We start from the raw sequence: 17,369 nt of genomic DNA, 5'->3' as shown, positions 1-17,369 counted from the left end.
CACTGATCTGCAGCAGCAGGTGCTGGCGTGCGTCGCGGACGCGGTGGAGGACGCCGAGGTGGTGGAGCTGCTCGGTGAGCTGGAGTCGTTGACGAACACCATCGCTGCCGGGCAGGCGCGGCTGGCGGTCCGATTGCGGGAGCTACGGGTCGCGCAGCGTGGGCACCTGCCGGCGCCTCAGCGGGCCCGTGGGGTGGGTGCGGAGGTGGGGCTGGCCCGGCGGGAGTCCCCGCACCGCGGTGCTCAGCACCTGTCGCTGGGGTGGGTGCTCGTCCGGGAGCTGCCGCACACGCTGGCCGCGATGCAATCCGGCCGCTGTTCGGAGTGGGCGGCCACGATCCTCGCCCGTTCCACGGCGTGCCTCTCGCGAGACGACCGGCGCGTGGTCGACGAGCAGCTGATGGCCGACCCCGCCACCACCGAGGGGTGGGGAGCACGCCGTCTCGGTGCGGAGGCTGACGCGCTCGCCTACCGGCTCGACCCCGAGGCCGCGCTGCGTCGCCGGGAGCGTGCCGTCGCCGACCGGCACGTCTCACTGCGCCCGGTGCCCGGCGTCGAAGGAGCGGGGATGACCCGGCTGTCGGCGCTGCTGCCCCTGGCCGACGGGGTCGCGGTGATCGCGTCCCTGGGCGCGGCCGCCGAGGCGGTCCGCCACACCGGCGATGCCCGCAGCCGCGGCCAGGTCATGGCCGACACCCTGGTCAACCGGCTGCTGGGCCGCATCGGCGAGACGGGTGAGCCGGTGGTCGGGGTCAGCGTCGACGTCGTGGTCTCCGATGCCGCGCTGCTCAACACCGACGGGCCGGCCGGTGACCAGCCCGGCTGGATCGACGGTGTCCCGCTGCCCGCCGAGACCGTCCGCGAGCTGATCGCCCGCGCCGGCGAGCACGGGCTGTCGTCGCTGCGGCGGCTCTACGCCTCCCCGGCCACCGGACAGCTGGTCGCGATGGACGCCCGCTCGCGCTGCTTCCCGAAGGGACTCGCCATGTTCCTCGAGCATCGCGACCGGACGTGTCGCACCCCGTACTGCGACGCCCCGATCCGCCACCACGACCACCTCGAGGCGTTCCTGACGGTCGGCGCCACGTCCGCCGCCAACGGGCAGGGCCTGTGCGAGGCCTGCAACTACGCCCGCCAGTCACCCGACCACGGGCCACCACCTGCCCGGGCACCCAGCCCACCCAGACCACTGCGGCCCTCGGCACCGCTGCCCCGGTTCACCATCGACCTCGACTGGCGCCACGCCGCCTGAACCGCGCCTCAGCCCTCGGGGTCCCGGGCCCGCCAGCGCAGGGGGACCTCACCGAGCTCCTCGACGACGTGTGCGGCGATCCCGGTGGTGCGCCCGACCTGGAAGCAGACCTCCCCGGTCTCGTCGGGGAGGTCGCAGGCGAGGGTCAGCGCGGCGAGGGCCGCGTCGATGTTGGGTCGGCGCTCGAGCCGGTCGGCGAGGTCCTCGAGCGCGTCGAGCACCGGGCCCGCCCCCTCGACGAGGGCGACCCGGGCCAGCAGCGTGTCGGCGCGGGGGTCGCCGGCCGGGTGGCGCCAGTGCCCGAATCCGGGAACGGGCGCCTGTCCTGGTGCGTCGGCTGGTCTCGAGAGGCTCGACCGGCGGTGGTCGGGCGCGTCGAGACGGTGCGGCTCGAGGTGGTCGCGCAGCACCTCGAGGGCGGCGGGGGCGATCGCGCCGTGCAGACGGCCGGCGAGGGCGGCGTACCCGGCCACGACGCAGTCGTACGACGAGGAGCGCGCGGACGCCGCCACCCGGGCGGCCACCACCGAGGCCGCCAGCCCGTGGTCGACCAGGGCGACGAGCGCCGTGTTCAGGGCGGCCACCTCGCTGGGTCGACCCGGCCGACCGGCGACGGCCACGAACAGTGCGGACGCCGTCGGGCCGGGGGAGCCGCCCATCACCGTGGGTGCGGCGGTGACCAGCCCGCGGGCGGCAGCATCGACCGGGACGTCGGGTCGGGTCGCCGCGGCCCACTGCGCCAGCGCGGGCAGCCGCCGGTGCCGCGGCACGTCCGCCAGGTGCGCAGGGACCTCGACGGAGTCGGCGTCACCCGGCCCGAGCACCAGGTCGACCACGTCGTCGTACGCCTCGTCGGCGAGGTCGGCCAGTGCGGTCCCGCGCAGGAAGAGCTCGCCCTCGCGCACCTCGCTGACCGCAGACCGGACCGAGCGCATCCGCAGCACCCCGGCCGGCGCACCGGGGTGGCGGCGGCCGGCGGCGAGCGCGTCGACGTCGGCACGGGAGAACCGGCTCTCGCCGCCCCGGCGCCGAGGGGTCAGCAGCCCACGACTGACGTAGGTGTAGAGCGTCGTTCGCTTCACCCCGAGACGCTGCGCGGCCTCGGGCGCGGCGATCCAGCCGGTCTCGGTCACCGCGCCAGTCTCGGGCACCGTACGGCCGTGCGCGAGGTCGACTCGATCGACCTCGCGGACCCACGTCCGGTCGCGGAGCCTGGCACCACCGAGACGAGGGGAGAGCCCATGAGGCCGATGACCGACGGCAGCCACGTCGCCCGGGACTACCGCTTCCACGCAGCCGAGATGAGCAGCTCGCCGAGCTACCGGGCGTGGGCGCTCGGGATCGCCGAGGACCCCGAGACGCAGGCGGTGATCGCCGCCCTGCCTGCCGCGAAGCAGCAGGCCAACCTGGTCTTCGCCGCCGCGCGCTGGCACGGCGCCCGGCCGGGCTCGTACGACGCGCTCCGGGCGACCCTGCTGGGACCACGGTGGCCCCAGGTCCGCGCGACCATCCTCGAGCGCCGTACCCAGACCAACGAGGTGGGGCGGCTGACCGCACTCGTACCGGCCCTGGGAATGCTCGGGCCGGGCCCGTTCGCGCTGGTCGAGCTGGGTGCCAGCGCGGGGCTGTGCCTGTACCCGGACCGCTACGACTACGACTGGGGTGAGCGCGGCTGCCTGACCGGCTCCGGCGGGCCGACCCTCGCGACGCTCGCCACCGGGCCGCTTCCGGTCCCCGCCGCCCACCCGCGGATCGCGGCACGGGTCGGGGTCGACCTGCACCCGCTCGACGTCAGCGACGCCGGCGACCGGGCATGGCTGCTCACCCTCGTCTGGCCCGAGCACGAGGAGCGGCGCACGCGCCTCGCCGCGGCACTCGACCTGGCCGGGGCCGATCGACCGACGATGATCGCCGGCGACATGCTCGGCCACTTGAAGGAGGCCGTCGCGCTCGCGGAGTCCTGCGGCGCCACGCCGGTGGTGCACCACAGTGCGGCCGTGGCCTATCTCGACGGCGAGCAGCGCGAGCGGCTGGACCAGCGGCTGCGGGAGCTCGTCGCTGCCGGCCGGTGCCACTGGGTCAGCCTCGAGGGCGCACGCGTCCTCCCCCGGGTGACGGCGACCGCGCCGGTCGCGGACGAGCACCGCCTGTGCCTCGCCGTCGACGGCCGCGCTGTCGCCTGGGCGCACGGCCACGGGGCCGACCTCAGCTGGTTCGGCTGACCTCCGAGGCCATCACCCAGAACGCCCGCTCCATCTCGGCGACCTCGAGGAACGTGTCGTCGCCGGCGACCGGGCTCGCGTCGCACGCCCGGGCCAGCCCGTCGACGTACGCACCGAACTCCGGGGTCGTCCAGTGCTCGACGTACTCGCGCAGGTGCGCGGCACCGGGGGAGGCGTACGTCCAGGCGTCGAGGTAGGCGCGCTCGATCGCCCACAGCCCGAGCAGCGCCGTGGAGACGTCCGCCGCGTCGAGCCGGACCATCAGCTCCCGCGCCCGCTCGGTCGCGGGCCGCCGGGGCGAGGTGAGGTCGAGGCCGCGCCGCTCGGCGATGCCCTCGAACCACGCCAGCTCGTCGCGCAGCGCGGCGAGGCCGTCGCCGAGCACGCGCCGGGCGTGCGCGGGCGCACGCTCCAGCAGTCGCTGCTGGAAGCGCTCGAGGTCGGTCACGAAGTGGTGGTCCTGGACCAGCCAGGTGTCGAACGCCGGGTCCGGGAGCGAGCCGTCGCGGACCTGGTCGAGGAAGGGGTGGTGGACGGCGCGGTGCCAGGGCTCCTCGTGTCGGCGGAGCACGTCGGCGACGCTCACGCCGCCGACCGTAGCCGTCCTCAGCCGGCCGGGCAGCGGGGGTAGAGGCTCCGGGTCGGGTACGCCTTCGGGTCGTCGTACGCCGCGGGGTCGGTGAACCGGCAGCCGTACGACGGGTCCGCCACCGCCGCCGGCTTCAGCACGTCGTCGCCCTCCGGCCTCAGCACCGGGCCCTTGGCGTCGCGCGACTCGACCCACCGGGTCAGGTCGGCGAAGCCGCGCGCCGCCTCGGTGGGGGTGAACTCGCAGTGCCCGGCCTCGCGGATCGCGCGCTGCACGAGCAGGCTCTGCTGGTGGTTGGCCGCGACGTCGCGGGCGTAGATCTGCTCCTCGTCGAACGGTACGTAGTAGTCGCCGAGGCCGTGCAGGCTGAGCACCGGGACGTCGGGGCGGCCCTGGATCGTCGGCACCTGGGTCAGCCGGTTCGTCGTACGGGACGCGGCGTCGCGAGGCGCGACCCGCTGCACCGTGCGGTTCACCCGCGCCGGCCGGTTCGGCCGGTAGTCGGTGTCGAGGTTCTGCGCCAGCCGCCCGGGGTTCTCGGCGAGCGAGCCGCCGTTGTCGACCTGGTACAGCGTGAACGGGAAGTCCTTCCAGTACGCGAACGCCTGATCGGCCCCCGGGCGCTCGCCCCCGGTCAGCCGGGTCGCGACGTCGCGCAGCTGGGCGCCTCGCGCGTTCGTCGTGTCGGGGCCACCCGGCGTCAGGGTCGCGATCCCCAGCGCCTTCTCGATCGCCGGGACGTCGGCGGTGAGGTAGTCCGGCCGGGGCGGGTACGCCGCCGGGTGGTCGGCGAGGTCCTGCGCCACGAGGTTGTAGGAGAGGAACCAGTCGAACAGCTGGTGGTCGCCGAGCACCCCGCACATCGGCATCGCGCCGGCGTAGAAGCGCGGGTACTGCTCCAGCGAGCGGCCGATCACGTGACCGCCCATGGACGCGCCCGCGACGTAGGTCCGCTCCGGCTGCCGAGGCAGCCGCAGGGCGGCGTACCGCGCCAGGTCGTACGTCGTGGTGATCCCGGAGGCGACGTCGTAGCCGTTGCGGGCGTACGACGACGCCGCCCACGCGTAGCCATGCTCGAGGAACGTCCGTCGCAGCCCGAAGGAGGGCACGTCGACGCTCAGCGTGGACCCGTTGCCGCGGTATCCGTGCGCCCACATCACCAGCTGACCGTTCCAGTCCCGTGGGATCTCGATGTCGTACGCCGCGTGCTTGCGGACGCCCTGGACCACCCGGGTCCGCTGCCCGTCGACGACCAGCGGCTTCAGCGCCGGCGCCGAGATCGTGTACCCCGGGTACGGCTGCGAGCCCGGCGGGCTGTCGGCCTGGCCGGCCGGTGCGAGAGCGACCGCTGCGAGGGCGAGCGTGGCGGTGGCGACGAGAGCGCGAACGGAGCGGACCATGAGGAGCCTTCCCGAGAGTGACGTACGTCACTGTGCGCCCGCCACGCAGCTCGGTCAATCCTCCGGGCCACCGACGAAGTCACGGATCAGCCGGGCGAGCACCTCGGGCTGGTCCTCGGTGACCAGCGTCCGCGAGTCGGCCACCTCGACGTACCGCCCCTGCGGCAGCAGCTCGGCAAGCCGCCGACCATGCGCGAGCGGCATCATCGTGTCGTCGGCGGCCCAGACGACCAGCGCGGGCCGGTCGAAATCGGCCAGACGCGCCGACCACTGCAGCAAGGTGGAGCGTCGCGGCGTACCGGTGGCGAACGCGCGCAGGTCGCGACGTACGAGCGGGTCGCGGCGCGCTGGCTCGAACCAGGCGTCCATCACCTCGTCGGGCACGCGCGCGTGACTCATCGAGCCGTACCCGTGGCGGCCGTGGCGCAGCAAGGACGTACGCATCAGCTGGGTGAGCAGCCAGGTGCCGCCGGGTGCGCGGCACAGCAGTGCCGCGGGTCGCGCCGGCGGCGGCGGGAAGTTGTCGAACGCCTCGCAGGAGACCATCACCATCCGTGCCACGCGCTCGGCCCGGTCCTGCGCGACGACGAACGCGGGCCCGCCCCAGTCGCTCATCACGAGCGTGACCTCGTGCAGGTCCAGCGCGTCGAGGAAGTCGGCCAGGATCCTGGCCTGGCCTGCCTGCGTCAGGTCGGTGCCCGGCCGCATGGCGTGCCGGTGCGCGCCGAGAGGCAGCGTGGGCAGCACGCACCGCAGGCCGTCCAGGTCCGGCAGGACCAGACGCCACTGGCGGTGATCCATCGGGAAGCCGTGGGTCAGGACGACCACTGGACCCGAACCGCCGGTGTCGACGTACTCGACAGGTCCGGCGGGGAGCTCGACGACTGGCACGATGACCTCCACTTGAACGATCGTTCAAGATGGGACGCTAGCGGCGAGGAGGGAGGATGTCGATGACCCGAGACACCCGCGAGCGGATCACCACGACCGCCACCACGTTGTTCCGCCGCCAGGGCTGGACCGGCACCGGGCTGGCCCAGATCGCCGCCGAGTCCGGCACAGGGGTCGGCTCGATCTACCACTTCTTCGGCGGTGGCAAGGACGCCCTGACCGCGGAGGTGGTCCGCGACGGGGGACGGGCGTACGGCGCGTACGTCGCAGCGGTGCTCGCCGACGGCCCGGGCGACCCCGTCGACGCACTGGGTCACGCGTTCGTCCGGGCCGCCGAGGATCTCGCCGCCAGCGACTACGCCGACGCCTGCCCGATCGCGACGATCGCGCTGGAGGTCGCCAGCACCCACGAGCCGCTCCGGGTGGCGACCGCAGAGGTGTTCGCGAGCTGGATCGAGGCGCTGAGCGCGTTCTGCCGAGGGGTGGTCGACGACGAGGCGGAAGCCCGCGACCTCGCCTACGCCGTGCTGACGATGCTCGAGGGGGCCTTCGTGCTGGCCCGGTCGTCGCGCAGCCGCGAGCCGCTGCTGGCCGCGGGCCGGGGCGTCGTCCGGCTCGCCGAGGGGCAGCGCGACCGCGTCGCGCGCGGCGGCTGAGAGGGGCACGTCCGACGACGGCTCGACACAGACGACGCGCGAGGCGCACCGTGCTCCCATGAGCAGCACCCCGGCCGACCGCAGCCCCTCCCGCAGCATCTTCCGCCGCCGACCGATCGAGCCGGCCTCCGAGGACGGGCCGCTGGAGCGCTCGATCGGCCTGTGGCAGCTCACCGCGATCGGGCTGGGCGCGATCATCGGCGCCGGGATCTTCGCGCTCACCGGCGAGGTGGCGAACGAGTTCGCCGGGCCCGCCGTGTCGGTCTCGTTCCTCCTGGCCGGGGCGGCGAGCGCGTGCGCGGCGCTGTCGTACGCCGAGTTCGGCGGGCTCATCCCGCAGTCGGGGTCGGCGTACACCTACGGCTACGCCGTGCTCGGCGAGGCGGTCGGGTGGTTCATCGGCTGGGACCTGCTGCTGGAGTACACCGCGATCGTCGCCGTCGTCGCGATCGGCGTCTCGCAGTACGTCTCCTACCTGCTGACCGCGATCGGGCTGGACCTGCCCGCCTGGATGCTCGGCGCGCCCGGGTCGGGCGACGGCCACCGGGTCGACCTGTTCGCGGTGCTGCTGTGCCTGGGCGTCGCCTGGCTGCTCAACCGCGGCATCCGCAACAGCGTGCGCGTCGAGACCTGGCTGGTCCTCGTGAAGATCGTGATCGTGCTGGTGGTGGTCGTGGCCGGGGCGTTCTACGTCTCCAGCGACAACCTGACGCCGTACTTCCCGTACGGCTTCGGCGGCGCCGCGACCGGTGCGGCCACCGTCTTCTTCGCGGTCTTCGGGTACGACGCGATGTCCACGGCCGCCGAGGAGTCCAAGGAGGCCGAGCGCAACCTGCCCAAGGCGATCATCCTCTCGCTCGTGATCGCGATGGTGCTCTACCTGCTGGCCACCACCGTGCTGACCGGCATGCAGAAGTACACCGACATCTCGCCCGACGCCGCGTTCAGCGAGGCCTTCGAGGCGGTGGGCCGGCCCGAGCTCGCGAAGGTGATCGCCGTCGGCGCGATCGTCGGGATCGTCACCGTGCTGTTCTCCTTCACGCTCGGCGCCTCGCGGGTGGGCTACGCGATCAGTCGCGACGGGCTGCTGCCGGCGTGGTTCGCGAAGACCAACAAGCACCACTCGCCGAGCCGGACGGTGTGGCTGGTCGGCGTCGTGTCCGCGGCGATCGCCGGCTTCGTCTCGATCGGCACGGCCGCCGAGCTGACCAACATCGGCATCCTGCTGGCCTTCGTCGTGGTGTGCGCGGCGGTCATCGTGCTGCGCTACCGCTCGCCGGACCTGCCGCGCACCTTCCGGGTGCCGTTCATGCCGGTGGTGCCGCTGCTCGGGATCGGGTTCTCGCTGTGGCTGACCAGCAAGCTGATGTGGGAGACCTGGCTGCGCTTCGGGATCTGGTTCGCCCTCGGCATCGTGGTGTACGCGGTCTACGGCTACCGGCACTCCAAGGTCGGGCGCGGGGAGAGCGTCGGGAACGCGGAGGCCGAGGTCGAGTGACGGTGGTTTGGCTCACAGCCCCAGGGGTACCCCAGCGATATCGCCCCGACCGGTGGCGAGCTGAGGGAGGGAAAGTCATGGACCTGATCCTGTGGATCATCGCCGTCGTGCTCGTGATCGGCGGCATCGTCTCGCTGGTGCGCGGCCAGATCCTGTGGGGCATCGTGCTCATCGTCGTCGGGCTGCTCGTCGGCCCGGGCGGGGTCTCCGTGTTCAGTTGACCCGTGCCCACCTGACCAGCGCGCATCGAGACCGGCAACTGTTGCCCAACTCTCGGTGACACCCCTTGAGGCCAGCACGGGGCGGAGGCTTTCGTGGGTGACGGACCACGTCGCCTGCTCGGGAGGTTCGCCTCGTGCTGCCCATGTCCTCACGCGTGCTCGCGCGCGCCCTGCTCGCCCCGCTGGTTCTCGTCCCGGGGCTCCTCGCCGGGCTCGCGGCCGACCCGGCCGCGGCGGCACCGCGCGCCGACCCGACCTCGGCGACCGGGGTGGAGGCCGCGGCGAGGATCGCCCGGCCGCACGTGCTCGTGGTCGGCATCGACGGGCTGCGTCTCGACGTCGCCGAGCGCCAGCGCACTCCCGCGCTGCACGCGCTGATGGCGCGCGGGCAGACCTGGCGCACGCTGCTCTACGCGCCGCCGTTCTCGACCACCAAGTCCGGACCCGGCTGGTCGACGAACCTCACCGGCACCTGGCCGGACAAGCACAAGATCAAGGACAACGACTGGGGCGCCTCCGGTGACGTCGCCGACCACCCGGACGTCCTCACCCGGGTCGAGCGGGCGCGGCCGGAGCTGTCGACGTACGCCGCCGCCGGCTGGCCGGACCTGACCTCCGGCGGGCCGGACCGCCCGGTGATCTCCTCGGCGGTCGACACCCGGGTGTCGTACGACGGCGACGCCGACGGCTGGACGGGTACGGACGCCCGGGTCGCCGACGCGGCGGTGACGCACCTGCGCGGACCGCACCCCGACGCCTCGTTCGTGTACTTCGGCGCGGTCGACGAGGCCGGGCACGAGTGCGGGGCCGCCCACGCCTGCTACGCCGACGCGATCCGGCGCACCGACGCGCACCTGGGGCGGCTGATGCGGGTGGTCGCCGAGCGCCGGGCCCGCGGAGAGACCTGGACGGTGCTCCTCACCACCGACCACGGTCACAAGGACGCGGGCGGTCACGGCGGGGTCAGCCCGCACGAGCGGGCCTCCTTCCTCACGATGGACGGCGCCGGTGCGTACCCGGGGCAGGTCTCCGGTGACGACAGCCCGGTGCGCAACGTCGACCTCGTGCCGACGGTGCTGCGGCAGCTCGGCGTCCCCGCACCCGCCGACCTCGACGGTCGGCCGCTGACCGCGCCGGACCCGGACCCGTTCGACGCGCTCACCGCGACCGTCGCGGGCGGCGCGACCCACGAGGCGCCACCCGGGTGGGACGTCGACGACGCCGCGATGGGCACCGGCGGCGACGCCCGGTGGCGCGGCTGGGCGTTCACCGGTGACGCGCGCTGGAGCGCCGCGCAGCGCTACCAGGGCCGGGGCGGCAACGTGCGCGAGCGCGGCACGTTCGCCGTCGCCGACTCCGACGAGTGGGCGGACGCCCCGCACACCGGACGCTTCGACTCGACCCTGCGCTCCCCGTCGTACGACGTCGGCGGTCACGCCTCGGCGGTCGTGCGGTTCGCCTCCCACTACAAGGGCCACGCCGACCAGGCCGGTCAGCTCGCGGTGTCCTTCGACGGCGGGCCGGCGCAGGTGGTGCGCACCTGGCGGGCGAGCCGCCCGCACACGATCGAGCACGTCCCGGTCGCGGTGCCCGCCGGGGCCGAGCGGATGAGCGTCCAGTGGCGGCTGACGGGCGCGGCGAACGGGTGGTACTGGGCGGTCGACGAGCCGTCGGTGACGCCGACCGGCTGACTGCGACCGGCCGGCTACGCGTGCGGCGCCGGCGGCCCGTCCACGTTGACCGTGGGGACGTCGGTGCCGGCACGCGCGATCAGTGCCAGCGAGGCCTCGGAGCCGGGGTTGGACTCCCGGTGCACCGCGTGCGCCGGCACGTGGACCACGCACCCGGGCTCGGCGTCGACGTACCCCTCGACGCCCTCGCACTCCAGGCGCAGCACCCCGCGGACCACGTAGAGCATCGACTCGTTGCTCGCGTGGTGGTGCCAGCCGGACGCCGACCCGGGCTGGGTGGTCACCCGGCCGGCCCACAGCCCGGGAACGGTGAAGGCCTGCTCACGAGCCATCCCCGGGGTGGGGTCGGCCGGTTCCCAGTCGTCGGGGCCGTAGACCCGGACCCGGCCCGGTCGCGTCACGGGGTCAGAGCGCCTCGCCGAGCGGGTGGATCGCCACCTCGCCGGCCGCCTTGCCCTCCAGCGCGCCGAGCGCCTTGGCGATGTGCGGGGTCTGCATGTGCGCGTCGAGGTCGTCCTGGGAGCGCCAGCGCTCGACGGTCACGAAGACGCCGGGCGCCGATGCGGACTCGCGCGCCTCGTAGGACAGGCAGCCCTCCTCCTTGTTCGTCTCCACCGCCAGCTCGGAGATGAGCGGGCGCAGCTCGTCGACGTGCTCGGGCTTGACGGGGATGGTGGCGACGACGTGCAGCTCGCTCATGAGGGCCTCTTCTCTGCGGGTGGGGGTTCCTTCGCACTGTAGGCCCGTGGGGGTGCCTGGTCCTAGGGTGCAGGCGTGAGCAGCACTCCGGAGGTCGAGGCGTACGTCGCTGCGCTCCCCGACGCCACCCGCCCGCGCTTCGAGCAGCTGCTCGCGCTGGTGCGCGAGTGCACCGGCGACGGCTTCACCGAGGCGCTGCGCTACGGCGTCCCGACGTTGCGCCGCGAGGGCCGCAACGTGCTGCACGTCGGCGGGTTCGCCGCTCACGTCGCGGTCTACCCGCTGCCCGACACCACCGCGGACCCTGGGCTGGCCGCCGCGATGGCGCCGTACGTCGCGGGCAAGGGCACGCTGCGGTTCCCCCACGCGCAGCCGCTGCCGGAGGCGGTCGTCCGTCGCGTGGTCGGCGCGCTGGTGGGCCGGTGAGCCGCGCGCGCGACACCCCGTTCGACGAGGTCCGTCGCCGCGCCGTCGAGGAGTACGCCGGACGGCACCCGCAGCTGCGCGCGGCGGGGGCGGCGTACGTCGCCCTGATCACCGAGGTGCTCGACGACGCGGGCATCAACTACCTCTCCGTCACGGGCCGGGTGAAGTCGGTGCAGTCCTTCGCGGGCAAGGCCGTGCGGCCGGGCACGGACGGGGCTCCGATGTACGCCGACCCGCTGGGCGAGATCACCGACGCGATCGGGGTCCGGGTGATCACCTACGTCGCCGCGGACGTCGACGCGGTGGCTGAGCTGCTCGGCGAGGAGCTCCTCGTCGACGCCGACCGCGACCTCGGCGAGCAGACCGAGCGGGAGGGCCGGTTCGGCTACCGCAGCCGGCACCTGCTCGTCCGCACCCGCCCCGAGGACGCCGACGCGGTGCCGCCGGTGCTGCTCGGTCAGCAGGCGTCGGTGCAGCTGCGCACGGTGCTGCAGCACGCGTGGGCGGAGTTCGAGCACGACATCCGCTACAAGGGCACGGTCCCCGAGTCGTACGCGCGCGAGCTGGACCGGCGCTTCACGCTGGCGGCCGGCCTCCTGGAGCTGGCCGACCGGGAGTTCTCCGAGATCCGCGACCGGATGCAGGCCGGCGCGGACTCGCGGGTGCTGAGCTCCTCCGTCACCGACGACCTCCGCGACCCCCGGATCGGTCCGCAGGACCTCGCGGCGTTCCTCGCGGGCTGGTTCCCGGCGGCCGGCTGGTCGCGCACCGACCACTACACCTGGATCTCCTCACTGGTGCTGGAGTCGGGGATCGCCTCGCTGGAGGAGCTCGAGGACGTGCTGGCCGAGGTCGACTCCGACGCGGTCATCGCGGCGATGGACTACCGCTACCCGCCCGGTGCCGTGCGCCGGCTCGACGACGCGCTGCTCACCCACTTCGGGCAGGCGTACGTCGACCTGCGCGGCAACGACCACCGCCGTGACCTGCTGACCAGGCGGCTGGCGAAGATCCGCGCCGGCGCCCCGGGCGATCAGCGGTAGCCGCGCAGGAACCGCTCCAGGATCGGTCCGGCCGTGCCCGAGCCGGAGGCGCCGTCGCCGACGAAGACCGCGACGGCGAGGTCGCCGTGCCCGGCGATCATCCAGGCGTGCGTCTTGAGAGGGGTCGTCTCGCCGTACTCCGCGGTCCCGGTCTTCGCGATCGCCGGACCGTCGGGGAGGTCGGCCAGGCCCTTGCCGCTGCCGTACGTCACGACACCGCGCATCAGACCGCGCAGCTCGTCGGCCTCCTTCGCGGTCAGCGGCTTCGCGGGCTTGGTGTCGGACTCGGGCATGGCGGGGGAGGAGTTGCCGGGGACGGTGACGAGGTGGGGCACCACGCGCTTGCCCTCGACGACGCTCGCGGCGACGGCGGCCATCGCCATCGGTGACGCCAGGACCTTGCCCTGCCCGATCATGTCGGCGGCCGCCTCGACGTCGGAGGACGGGTCGGGCACCTGGCCGAAGTACGCCGGGAACCCGAGGTCGTGGTCCACGCCCACCCCGAGCGCGGCCGCGGCGTCGGCGAGGTCCTCGTGGTCGATCTTGGCGTGCTCGCTGATCACCGCGGTGTTGCAGGAGTTCGCGATCGCCTCGCGCAGCGGGATCGTGCCCACCGCCGAGGACGGGTAGTCGGAGTAGTTGGTGAACACCTTGCCGTCGACGCTGGTGCTCGGCGCACAGGTCACGTCGGACTCCGGGGTGAGCCCGGCCCGGAGCAGCGCGAGGGACGTGACCACCTTGAAGGTCGAGCCGGGGGCGTAGCGCGAGTACGTCGCCGTGTTCTGGCCCTTCGAGGCCGGCCCGCTGGCCGCGGCGACGATGCTGCCGTCGGAGGGCCGGATCGCCACCAGCGCACTCGGGGAGGTGGTCCTCGCCAGCGCCTTCTCGGCCAGCTCCTGAGCGTTGAGATCGAGGGTGGTGCGGAGGTCCTGCCCGGACACCGGCTCGGAGCGGTGCAGCGTCGTGGTCGACCCGTCGGCCTTCACCAGACTCACCTCGACCCCGCGTCGGCCGCGCAGCGCGTCGTCGTAGCGCTGCTGGAGGCCGCCGATGCCGACCTGGTCCGTGGCGCGGATCTTGCCGTCGGACTCGTCGACGATCTCCTTGGTGGGGCTGCCGACCTTGCCGAGGATCGGCGCGGCGAAGGACTTGGTCGGCGCGAGCGGCGCGCGGGCGGCGACCACCCGTGCTCCGGGGACCGCCTCGACGGCCGATCGGCTCGGGCCGTCGTTGCGACGGAACGTGATCGCCTCGACGAAGGACTTCGCGCCGGCACCCTTGACCCGGGAGGCGTACGACGCCGCGTCGACGCCCACGACCTGGGCCAGCCGACGGGCCGAGGCGACCGCCTCGCTGCCGCTGACCCGCGACTTGTCGATCCCGACCCGGTCCACCAGGCGGAGGGTGACGATCGGCGCGTCGCGGGCGCCCGTGATGTCGCCGCGCTGTGCGAGCAGCGTCGTCGCCTCCAGCCGGTCGCCCTTCGCGAGGTCGGCGTGCACCAGCGACGGCGACCAGACCGGCAGCCAGTCCTCTCCCGACTTGCGCAGGTCGAGCGAGGAGCGCGTGGTCCACGGCTTGCCGCCGGTGTCCCAGCTCCAGGTGAGGCTGGCGGTGGCCCGGTCGCCGTCGGCATCCACGTCACCGACGGTGACCTTCGCCGGCACCTGCTGCATGCCTCCGACGACCTTCTCCAGCTCCGGCTGGACCTCCGTGCCGGTGGCGCCGGAGAAGCGGACGTCGCTGACGTCGCGCTCGCTCAGCGCGGCCGCGAGGGTCTTCGCGGCGGGCTCGGCGTCGGACCCGCCGAGCGAGCAGCCGCCCAGGGCGGGACCGCTCACGAGCGCGGCGACCAGGGCCAGGGGAGCGGCGGCGCGACGCGGGACGACGGGCAGGACGCGCATGGCCCCGATGGTGCCCGACGCCCCCTAACCGCCGCTTCTCGAGCCCATCCGCGACCATGGTGCCGACGAACCACCGACGCCGTCCGTGCACCGCTGCCACCCCCCAGGAGAGACATGACCACGCTGAGCGACTTCACCGCAGAGACCCTCGCCGGACAGGACGAGTCGTTGGAGACCTACGCCGGGAAGGTGGCGCTGGTGGTCAACACGGCCTCGCAGTGCGGCTTCACCCCGCAGCTCGAGGGCCTGGAGAAGCTGTACGACAGCTACTCCGACCAGGGCCTGGTCGTGCTGGGCTTCCCCTGCAACCAGTTCGGCGGCCAGGCGCCGGGCACGTCGGCCGAGCAGGGCGAGTTCTGCCAGCGCAACTACGGCGTGAGCTTCCCGATGTACGGCTTGGTCGACGTCAACGGCGACGACGCGCACCCGCTGTTCAAGTGGCTGCGCTCGGAGAAGAAGGGCGTGCTGGGCGAGAAGATCAAGTGGAACTTCACCAAGTTCCTCGTCGGCAAGGACGGCAAGGTGATCAAGCGCTACGGCTCGACCACGAAGCCCGAGAAGATCGCCGGAGACATCGAGAAGGCCCTGAAGGCCTGAGCGCTACTTCTTCTGGCGCCGGCTCCCGCCGTGCCAGTCCTCGGTCTGCCCGACCGCGCCCTCCTCGACACCGAAGCCGACCAGCTGCGGCCGCTCGCGCAGGCTGCGCTTGAGCTCGGCGAAGCCGGGGAACGACGCCAGCCCGACCACGTGGTCCCACAGCTCGGCGGCCTCCTCGGGTGCGGGCAGCCGGCTGATGACGGGGCCGAAGAACGCGATGCCGTCAGGGCCGTCAGGGCCGTCGGAGTCGGTGGTTCGACGGCGCTCGGGCGCGCGGAACCAGATGATCGGCGTCCCGACGTCCTTGCCGGTCAGCGCGAGCGCCTCGTCGGTCTCTGCGCGGATCAGGTCGTCCCAGGACTCGTCGTCGAGCGCGTCGGCGAGGCCGGCGGGCAGGCCGAGCTGCTCCAGCAGCGGGACGACGTACTCGCGGGTCCCGCGGTTCTCGCGCCCCGTGGCGGAGTCCGCGCCCTCGGGTGAGTCCGGCGGGGTGTCGAAGATCCGGGTGCCCATCGCCTCGTACAGCGGCCCCACCACCTCGGGCCCGTGCTCGTCGCGGGCCCGGGCGACCACCCGGAGGAGCCGCAGCCCGGCGGTGTGGCCCGCCTCGTACTCCGGCGGGAAGTGGGTGTCGTAGTCGACTCCCGCGTTGAGCATCCGCAGCGAGATCAGCCGCCACTCGACGGCGTAGTCCCGCTCGGCGAGCACGAGGCGCAGCCACTTGCTGGTCATCCAGGCGAAGGGGCAGGTGGGGTCGAACCAGAAACGGACGTCGGTGGCGTGCGGGTCGGAGGCCATGACACCCACCCTGCCACCGGGCAGGCTGGGGACATGGAGCTCTCCCAGGCACTGTCCTTCGTCGGCGACCGCACCCGCTCGGTCCTCGTCACCGAGCGCGGCTCGGACGGCCACCCGCAGCTGTCGAACGTCATGCACCACCTCGGCGAGGACGGCGTCGTCCGCGTCTCGATCACGTCCTCGCGGGCCAAGTACAAGAACCTGCTCCGTACGCCCTGGGCCGCGCTGCACATCACCAGCGACGACTTCTGGTCCTGGGTCGTCGTGGAGGGCGAGGTGTCACTGGCGCCGGTGGCGCAGGCGCCCGACGACGACACCGTCGAGGAGCTCGTCGCCTACTACCGGGCCCTGTCCGGTGAGCACGACGACTGGGACGCCTACCGCGCCTCGATGGTGGCCGAGGGCCGCACGGTCGTCCGTCTGCGGCCCGGGCGGGCGTACGGTCAGCTGCCCTGAGCGGCGACCGCCTTCGCGAGCAGCGGGACGACGCTCTTCACCGCGTACAGCTGGGCCTGCGGTGAGGCCAGGGAGTACGCCGACTGGGTGGTCTTGTCGGCGATGAGGACCGCGCCGCCGCGCTTGACCACGGGCAGCGCCTGGTAGGCCGCCTGGTCGGAGATCTGCGAGGGGTCGACGTAGATCGGGAAGCTGACGAGGACGTCGGCGTCGAGCTGGTCGAGGTTCTCCGCCGAGACGCGCACGGTGAAGCCGCTGTCGCCGGCCTTCGCGTTCTTGATGGCCGGGCTCAGCTCGAACCCGAGCCGCTCGAGGAACCCGACGCGCTCGCTGCCGTCGACGTAGGCCCCCCAGCCCTCGCTGGTGTACGCCGCCGCCACCGTGCTCTTGCCGGCGAACTCCGGGTGCGCCTTCCGGGCCGTGGCGAAGGCGTCGTCGATCGTGGTCTGCACCTTCGCGGCCTGGTCGGTGCGCCCCAGAGCGCGCGCGACGAGGCTGAGCTGCTGCTTCGGCGAGATCAGGTAGTTGTCGGCGCCCTTCGGGACGGCGATCGTCGGCGCGATCGAGGAGAGTCGCTCGTAGCGGTCCTGGTCGCCGGAGCTCTTGGTGTCGAGGATGACGTCGGGCCGCAGCGCCGCGACCTTCTCGTAGTCCGGCTCCTGGGTGCCGATGATCGTCGGCTTCTCGTCGTACGCGCCCTCCGCCCAGGGGCCGAGGCCGTCGCCGCCGAAGGCGAGCCAGTCCGAGGCCCCGACGGGCTGGACGCCGAGTGCCAGCGCCGTCTCGGCGTCGCCCCACCCGAGGGCGACGACCCGCTCGGGCGCCTCCTCGAGCGTCGTGCCGCCGAACTTGTTCGGCACCGTGACCGGGAAGCCCGTGCCCGAGGCGGCACCGGCCGAGGAGTCGTCGCTGCCCGACGAGCCGCACCCGGCGAGCAGCCCGAGGACGAGGGCGAGGACGGCGAGCAGGGGAAGACGGCGCATGGGGAGGACCTCCGAGGTGGGGTAGGAAGAGGTAAGGCTAACC

At 73.5% G+C, this 17,369-nt stretch carries 19 protein-coding genes; 10 read left to right on the top strand and 9 right to left on the bottom strand.

What is annotated here, in order from left to right:
* Positions 1–19 precede the first annotated feature (19 nt).
* Positions 20–1,252, top strand: a complete 1,233-nt coding sequence (locus IEX42_RS10575; protein WP_188779736.1) for a DUF222 domain-containing protein — start codon at positions 20–22, stop codon at positions 1,250–1,252.
* Between the two features lie 8 nt (positions 1,253–1,260).
* On the opposite strand, the gene IEX42_RS10570 is transcribed toward IEX42_RS10575, so the two are convergent.
* Complete coding sequence (locus IEX42_RS10570) at positions 1,261–2,385, bottom strand: citrate synthase (RefSeq protein ID WP_188779735.1); 1,125 nt, start codon at positions 2,383–2,385, stop codon at positions 1,261–1,263.
* Between the two features lie 108 nt (positions 2,386–2,493).
* On the opposite strand from IEX42_RS10570, the gene IEX42_RS10565 reads away from it, so the two are divergent.
* Entirely contained in the window at positions 2,494–3,474 is a 981-nt protein-coding gene (locus tag IEX42_RS10565) for a DUF2332 domain-containing protein (RefSeq protein ID WP_229660775.1), read from the top strand.
* Here IEX42_RS10565 and IEX42_RS10560 read toward each other — a convergent pair.
* Genes IEX42_RS10560 through IEX42_RS10550 form a run of 3 tightly spaced genes read right to left on the bottom strand, consistent with a single transcriptional unit; the run spans position 3,458 to position 6,354 of the window.
* The gene (locus IEX42_RS10560) at positions 3,458–4,060 is read right to left on the bottom strand and encodes a TenA family protein (RefSeq protein ID WP_188779734.1); all 603 of its coding nucleotides are present in this window, start codon (positions 4,058–4,060) and stop codon (positions 3,458–3,460) included. The two genes, IEX42_RS10565 and IEX42_RS10560, sit on opposite strands and share 17 nt — an antisense overlap.
* 20 nt (positions 4,061–4,080) lie before the next feature.
* Positions 4,081–5,463 carry an alpha/beta fold hydrolase gene (locus IEX42_RS10555; RefSeq protein ID WP_188779733.1) on the bottom strand — a complete coding sequence of 461 codons (1,383 nt, stop codon included), beginning with the start codon at positions 5,461–5,463 and terminating at the stop codon, positions 4,081–4,083.
* 54 nt (positions 5,464–5,517) lie between these two features.
* Positions 5,518–6,354, bottom strand: coding sequence for an alpha/beta fold hydrolase (locus IEX42_RS10550; protein ID WP_188779732.1), 837 nt, complete (start codon positions 6,352–6,354; stop codon positions 5,518–5,520).
* Positions 6,355–6,416: 62 nt separating this feature from the next.
* On the opposite strand from IEX42_RS10550, the gene IEX42_RS10545 reads away from it, so the two are divergent.
* From IEX42_RS10545 to IEX42_RS10530, 4 genes are all read left to right on the top strand, one after another.
* Complete coding sequence (locus IEX42_RS10545) at positions 6,417–7,010, top strand: TetR/AcrR family transcriptional regulator (protein WP_188779731.1); 594 nt, start codon at positions 6,417–6,419, stop codon at positions 7,008–7,010.
* A gap of 58 nt (positions 7,011–7,068) precedes the next feature.
* Positions 7,069–8,508 carry an amino acid permease gene (locus IEX42_RS10540; RefSeq protein WP_188779730.1) on the top strand — a complete coding sequence of 480 codons (1,440 nt, stop codon included), beginning with the start codon at positions 7,069–7,071 and terminating at the stop codon, positions 8,506–8,508.
* 77 nt (positions 8,509–8,585) lie between these two features.
* The gene (locus tag IEX42_RS10535; RefSeq protein ID WP_188779729.1) at positions 8,586–8,729 is read left to right on the top strand and encodes a GPGG-motif small membrane protein; all 144 of its coding nucleotides are present in this window, start codon (positions 8,586–8,588) and stop codon (positions 8,727–8,729) included.
* A 143-nt stretch (positions 8,730–8,872) separates the two neighbouring features.
* Positions 8,873–10,420 carry an alkaline phosphatase family protein gene (locus IEX42_RS10530; RefSeq protein ID WP_188781066.1) on the top strand — a complete coding sequence of 516 codons (1,548 nt, stop codon included), beginning with the start codon at positions 8,873–8,875 and terminating at the stop codon, positions 10,418–10,420.
* Positions 10,421–10,434: 14 nt separating this feature from the next.
* On the opposite strand, the gene IEX42_RS10525 is transcribed toward IEX42_RS10530, so the two are convergent.
* Together IEX42_RS10525 and IEX42_RS10520 are read right to left on the bottom strand one after the other, a co-directional pair.
* The gene (locus tag IEX42_RS10525; protein ID WP_229660774.1) at positions 10,435–10,821 is read right to left on the bottom strand and encodes a cupin domain-containing protein; all 387 of its coding nucleotides are present in this window, start codon (positions 10,819–10,821) and stop codon (positions 10,435–10,437) included.
* Between the two features lie 4 nt (positions 10,822–10,825).
* Entirely contained in the window at positions 10,826–11,119 is a 294-nt protein-coding gene (locus IEX42_RS10520) for a putative quinol monooxygenase (RefSeq protein WP_188779728.1), read from the bottom strand.
* Positions 11,120–11,194: 75 nt separating this feature from the next.
* On the opposite strand from IEX42_RS10520, the gene IEX42_RS18165 reads away from it, so the two are divergent.
* Entirely contained in the window at positions 11,195–11,545 is a 351-nt protein-coding gene (locus tag IEX42_RS18165; RefSeq protein ID WP_229660773.1) for an iron chaperone, read from the top strand.
* Positions 11,542–12,588 (top strand): GTP pyrophosphokinase, encoded by a 1,047-nt coding sequence (locus IEX42_RS10515; RefSeq protein ID WP_308422219.1) that lies wholly within the window; start codon positions 11,542–11,544, stop codon positions 12,586–12,588. The genes IEX42_RS18165 and IEX42_RS10515 overlap by 4 nt, the downstream gene beginning before the upstream one ends.
* Here the strand turns inward: IEX42_RS10515 and IEX42_RS10510 are convergent.
* Complete coding sequence (locus IEX42_RS10510) at positions 12,579–14,492, bottom strand: penicillin-binding transpeptidase domain-containing protein (protein WP_188779727.1); 1,914 nt, start codon at positions 14,490–14,492, stop codon at positions 12,579–12,581. The two genes, IEX42_RS10515 and IEX42_RS10510, sit on opposite strands and share 10 nt — an antisense overlap.
* 114 nt (positions 14,493–14,606) lie before the next feature.
* Here IEX42_RS10510 and IEX42_RS10505 point away from each other — a divergent pair, with 114 nt between their 5' ends.
* On the top strand, positions 14,607–15,089 hold the full coding sequence (locus IEX42_RS10505; RefSeq protein ID WP_188779726.1) for a glutathione peroxidase: 483 nt from the start codon (positions 14,607–14,609) through the stop codon (positions 15,087–15,089).
* A gap of 3 nt (positions 15,090–15,092) precedes the next feature.
* Here IEX42_RS10505 and IEX42_RS10500 read toward each other — a convergent pair whose 3' ends face one another.
* Positions 15,093–15,887: a mycothiol-dependent nitroreductase Rv2466c family protein gene (locus tag IEX42_RS10500; protein WP_188779725.1), complete on the bottom strand. Its 795-nt coding sequence runs from the start codon at positions 15,885–15,887 to the stop codon at positions 15,093–15,095.
* Positions 15,888–15,920: 33 nt separating this feature from the next.
* On the opposite strand from IEX42_RS10500, the gene IEX42_RS10495 reads away from it, so the two are divergent.
* Positions 15,921–16,343, top strand: a complete 423-nt coding sequence (locus IEX42_RS10495; RefSeq protein WP_188779724.1) for a PPOX class F420-dependent oxidoreductase — start codon at positions 15,921–15,923, stop codon at positions 16,341–16,343.
* On the opposite strand, the gene IEX42_RS10490 is transcribed toward IEX42_RS10495, so the two are convergent.
* Positions 16,331–17,326, bottom strand: coding sequence for an iron-siderophore ABC transporter substrate-binding protein (locus tag IEX42_RS10490; RefSeq protein WP_188779723.1), 996 nt, complete (start codon positions 17,324–17,326; stop codon positions 16,331–16,333). The two genes, IEX42_RS10495 and IEX42_RS10490, sit on opposite strands and share 13 nt — an antisense overlap.
* Positions 17,327–17,369: the final 43 nt, after the last annotated feature.

The organism is Marmoricola endophyticus, from assembly GCF_014644415.1.
Classification (GTDB): Bacteria; Actinomycetota; Actinomycetes; order Propionibacteriales; family Nocardioidaceae; genus Marmoricola; species Marmoricola endophyticus.
Note: the sequence above shows the minus strand (reverse complement) of the source record. Positions and strands in the feature narration are given on the sequence as shown.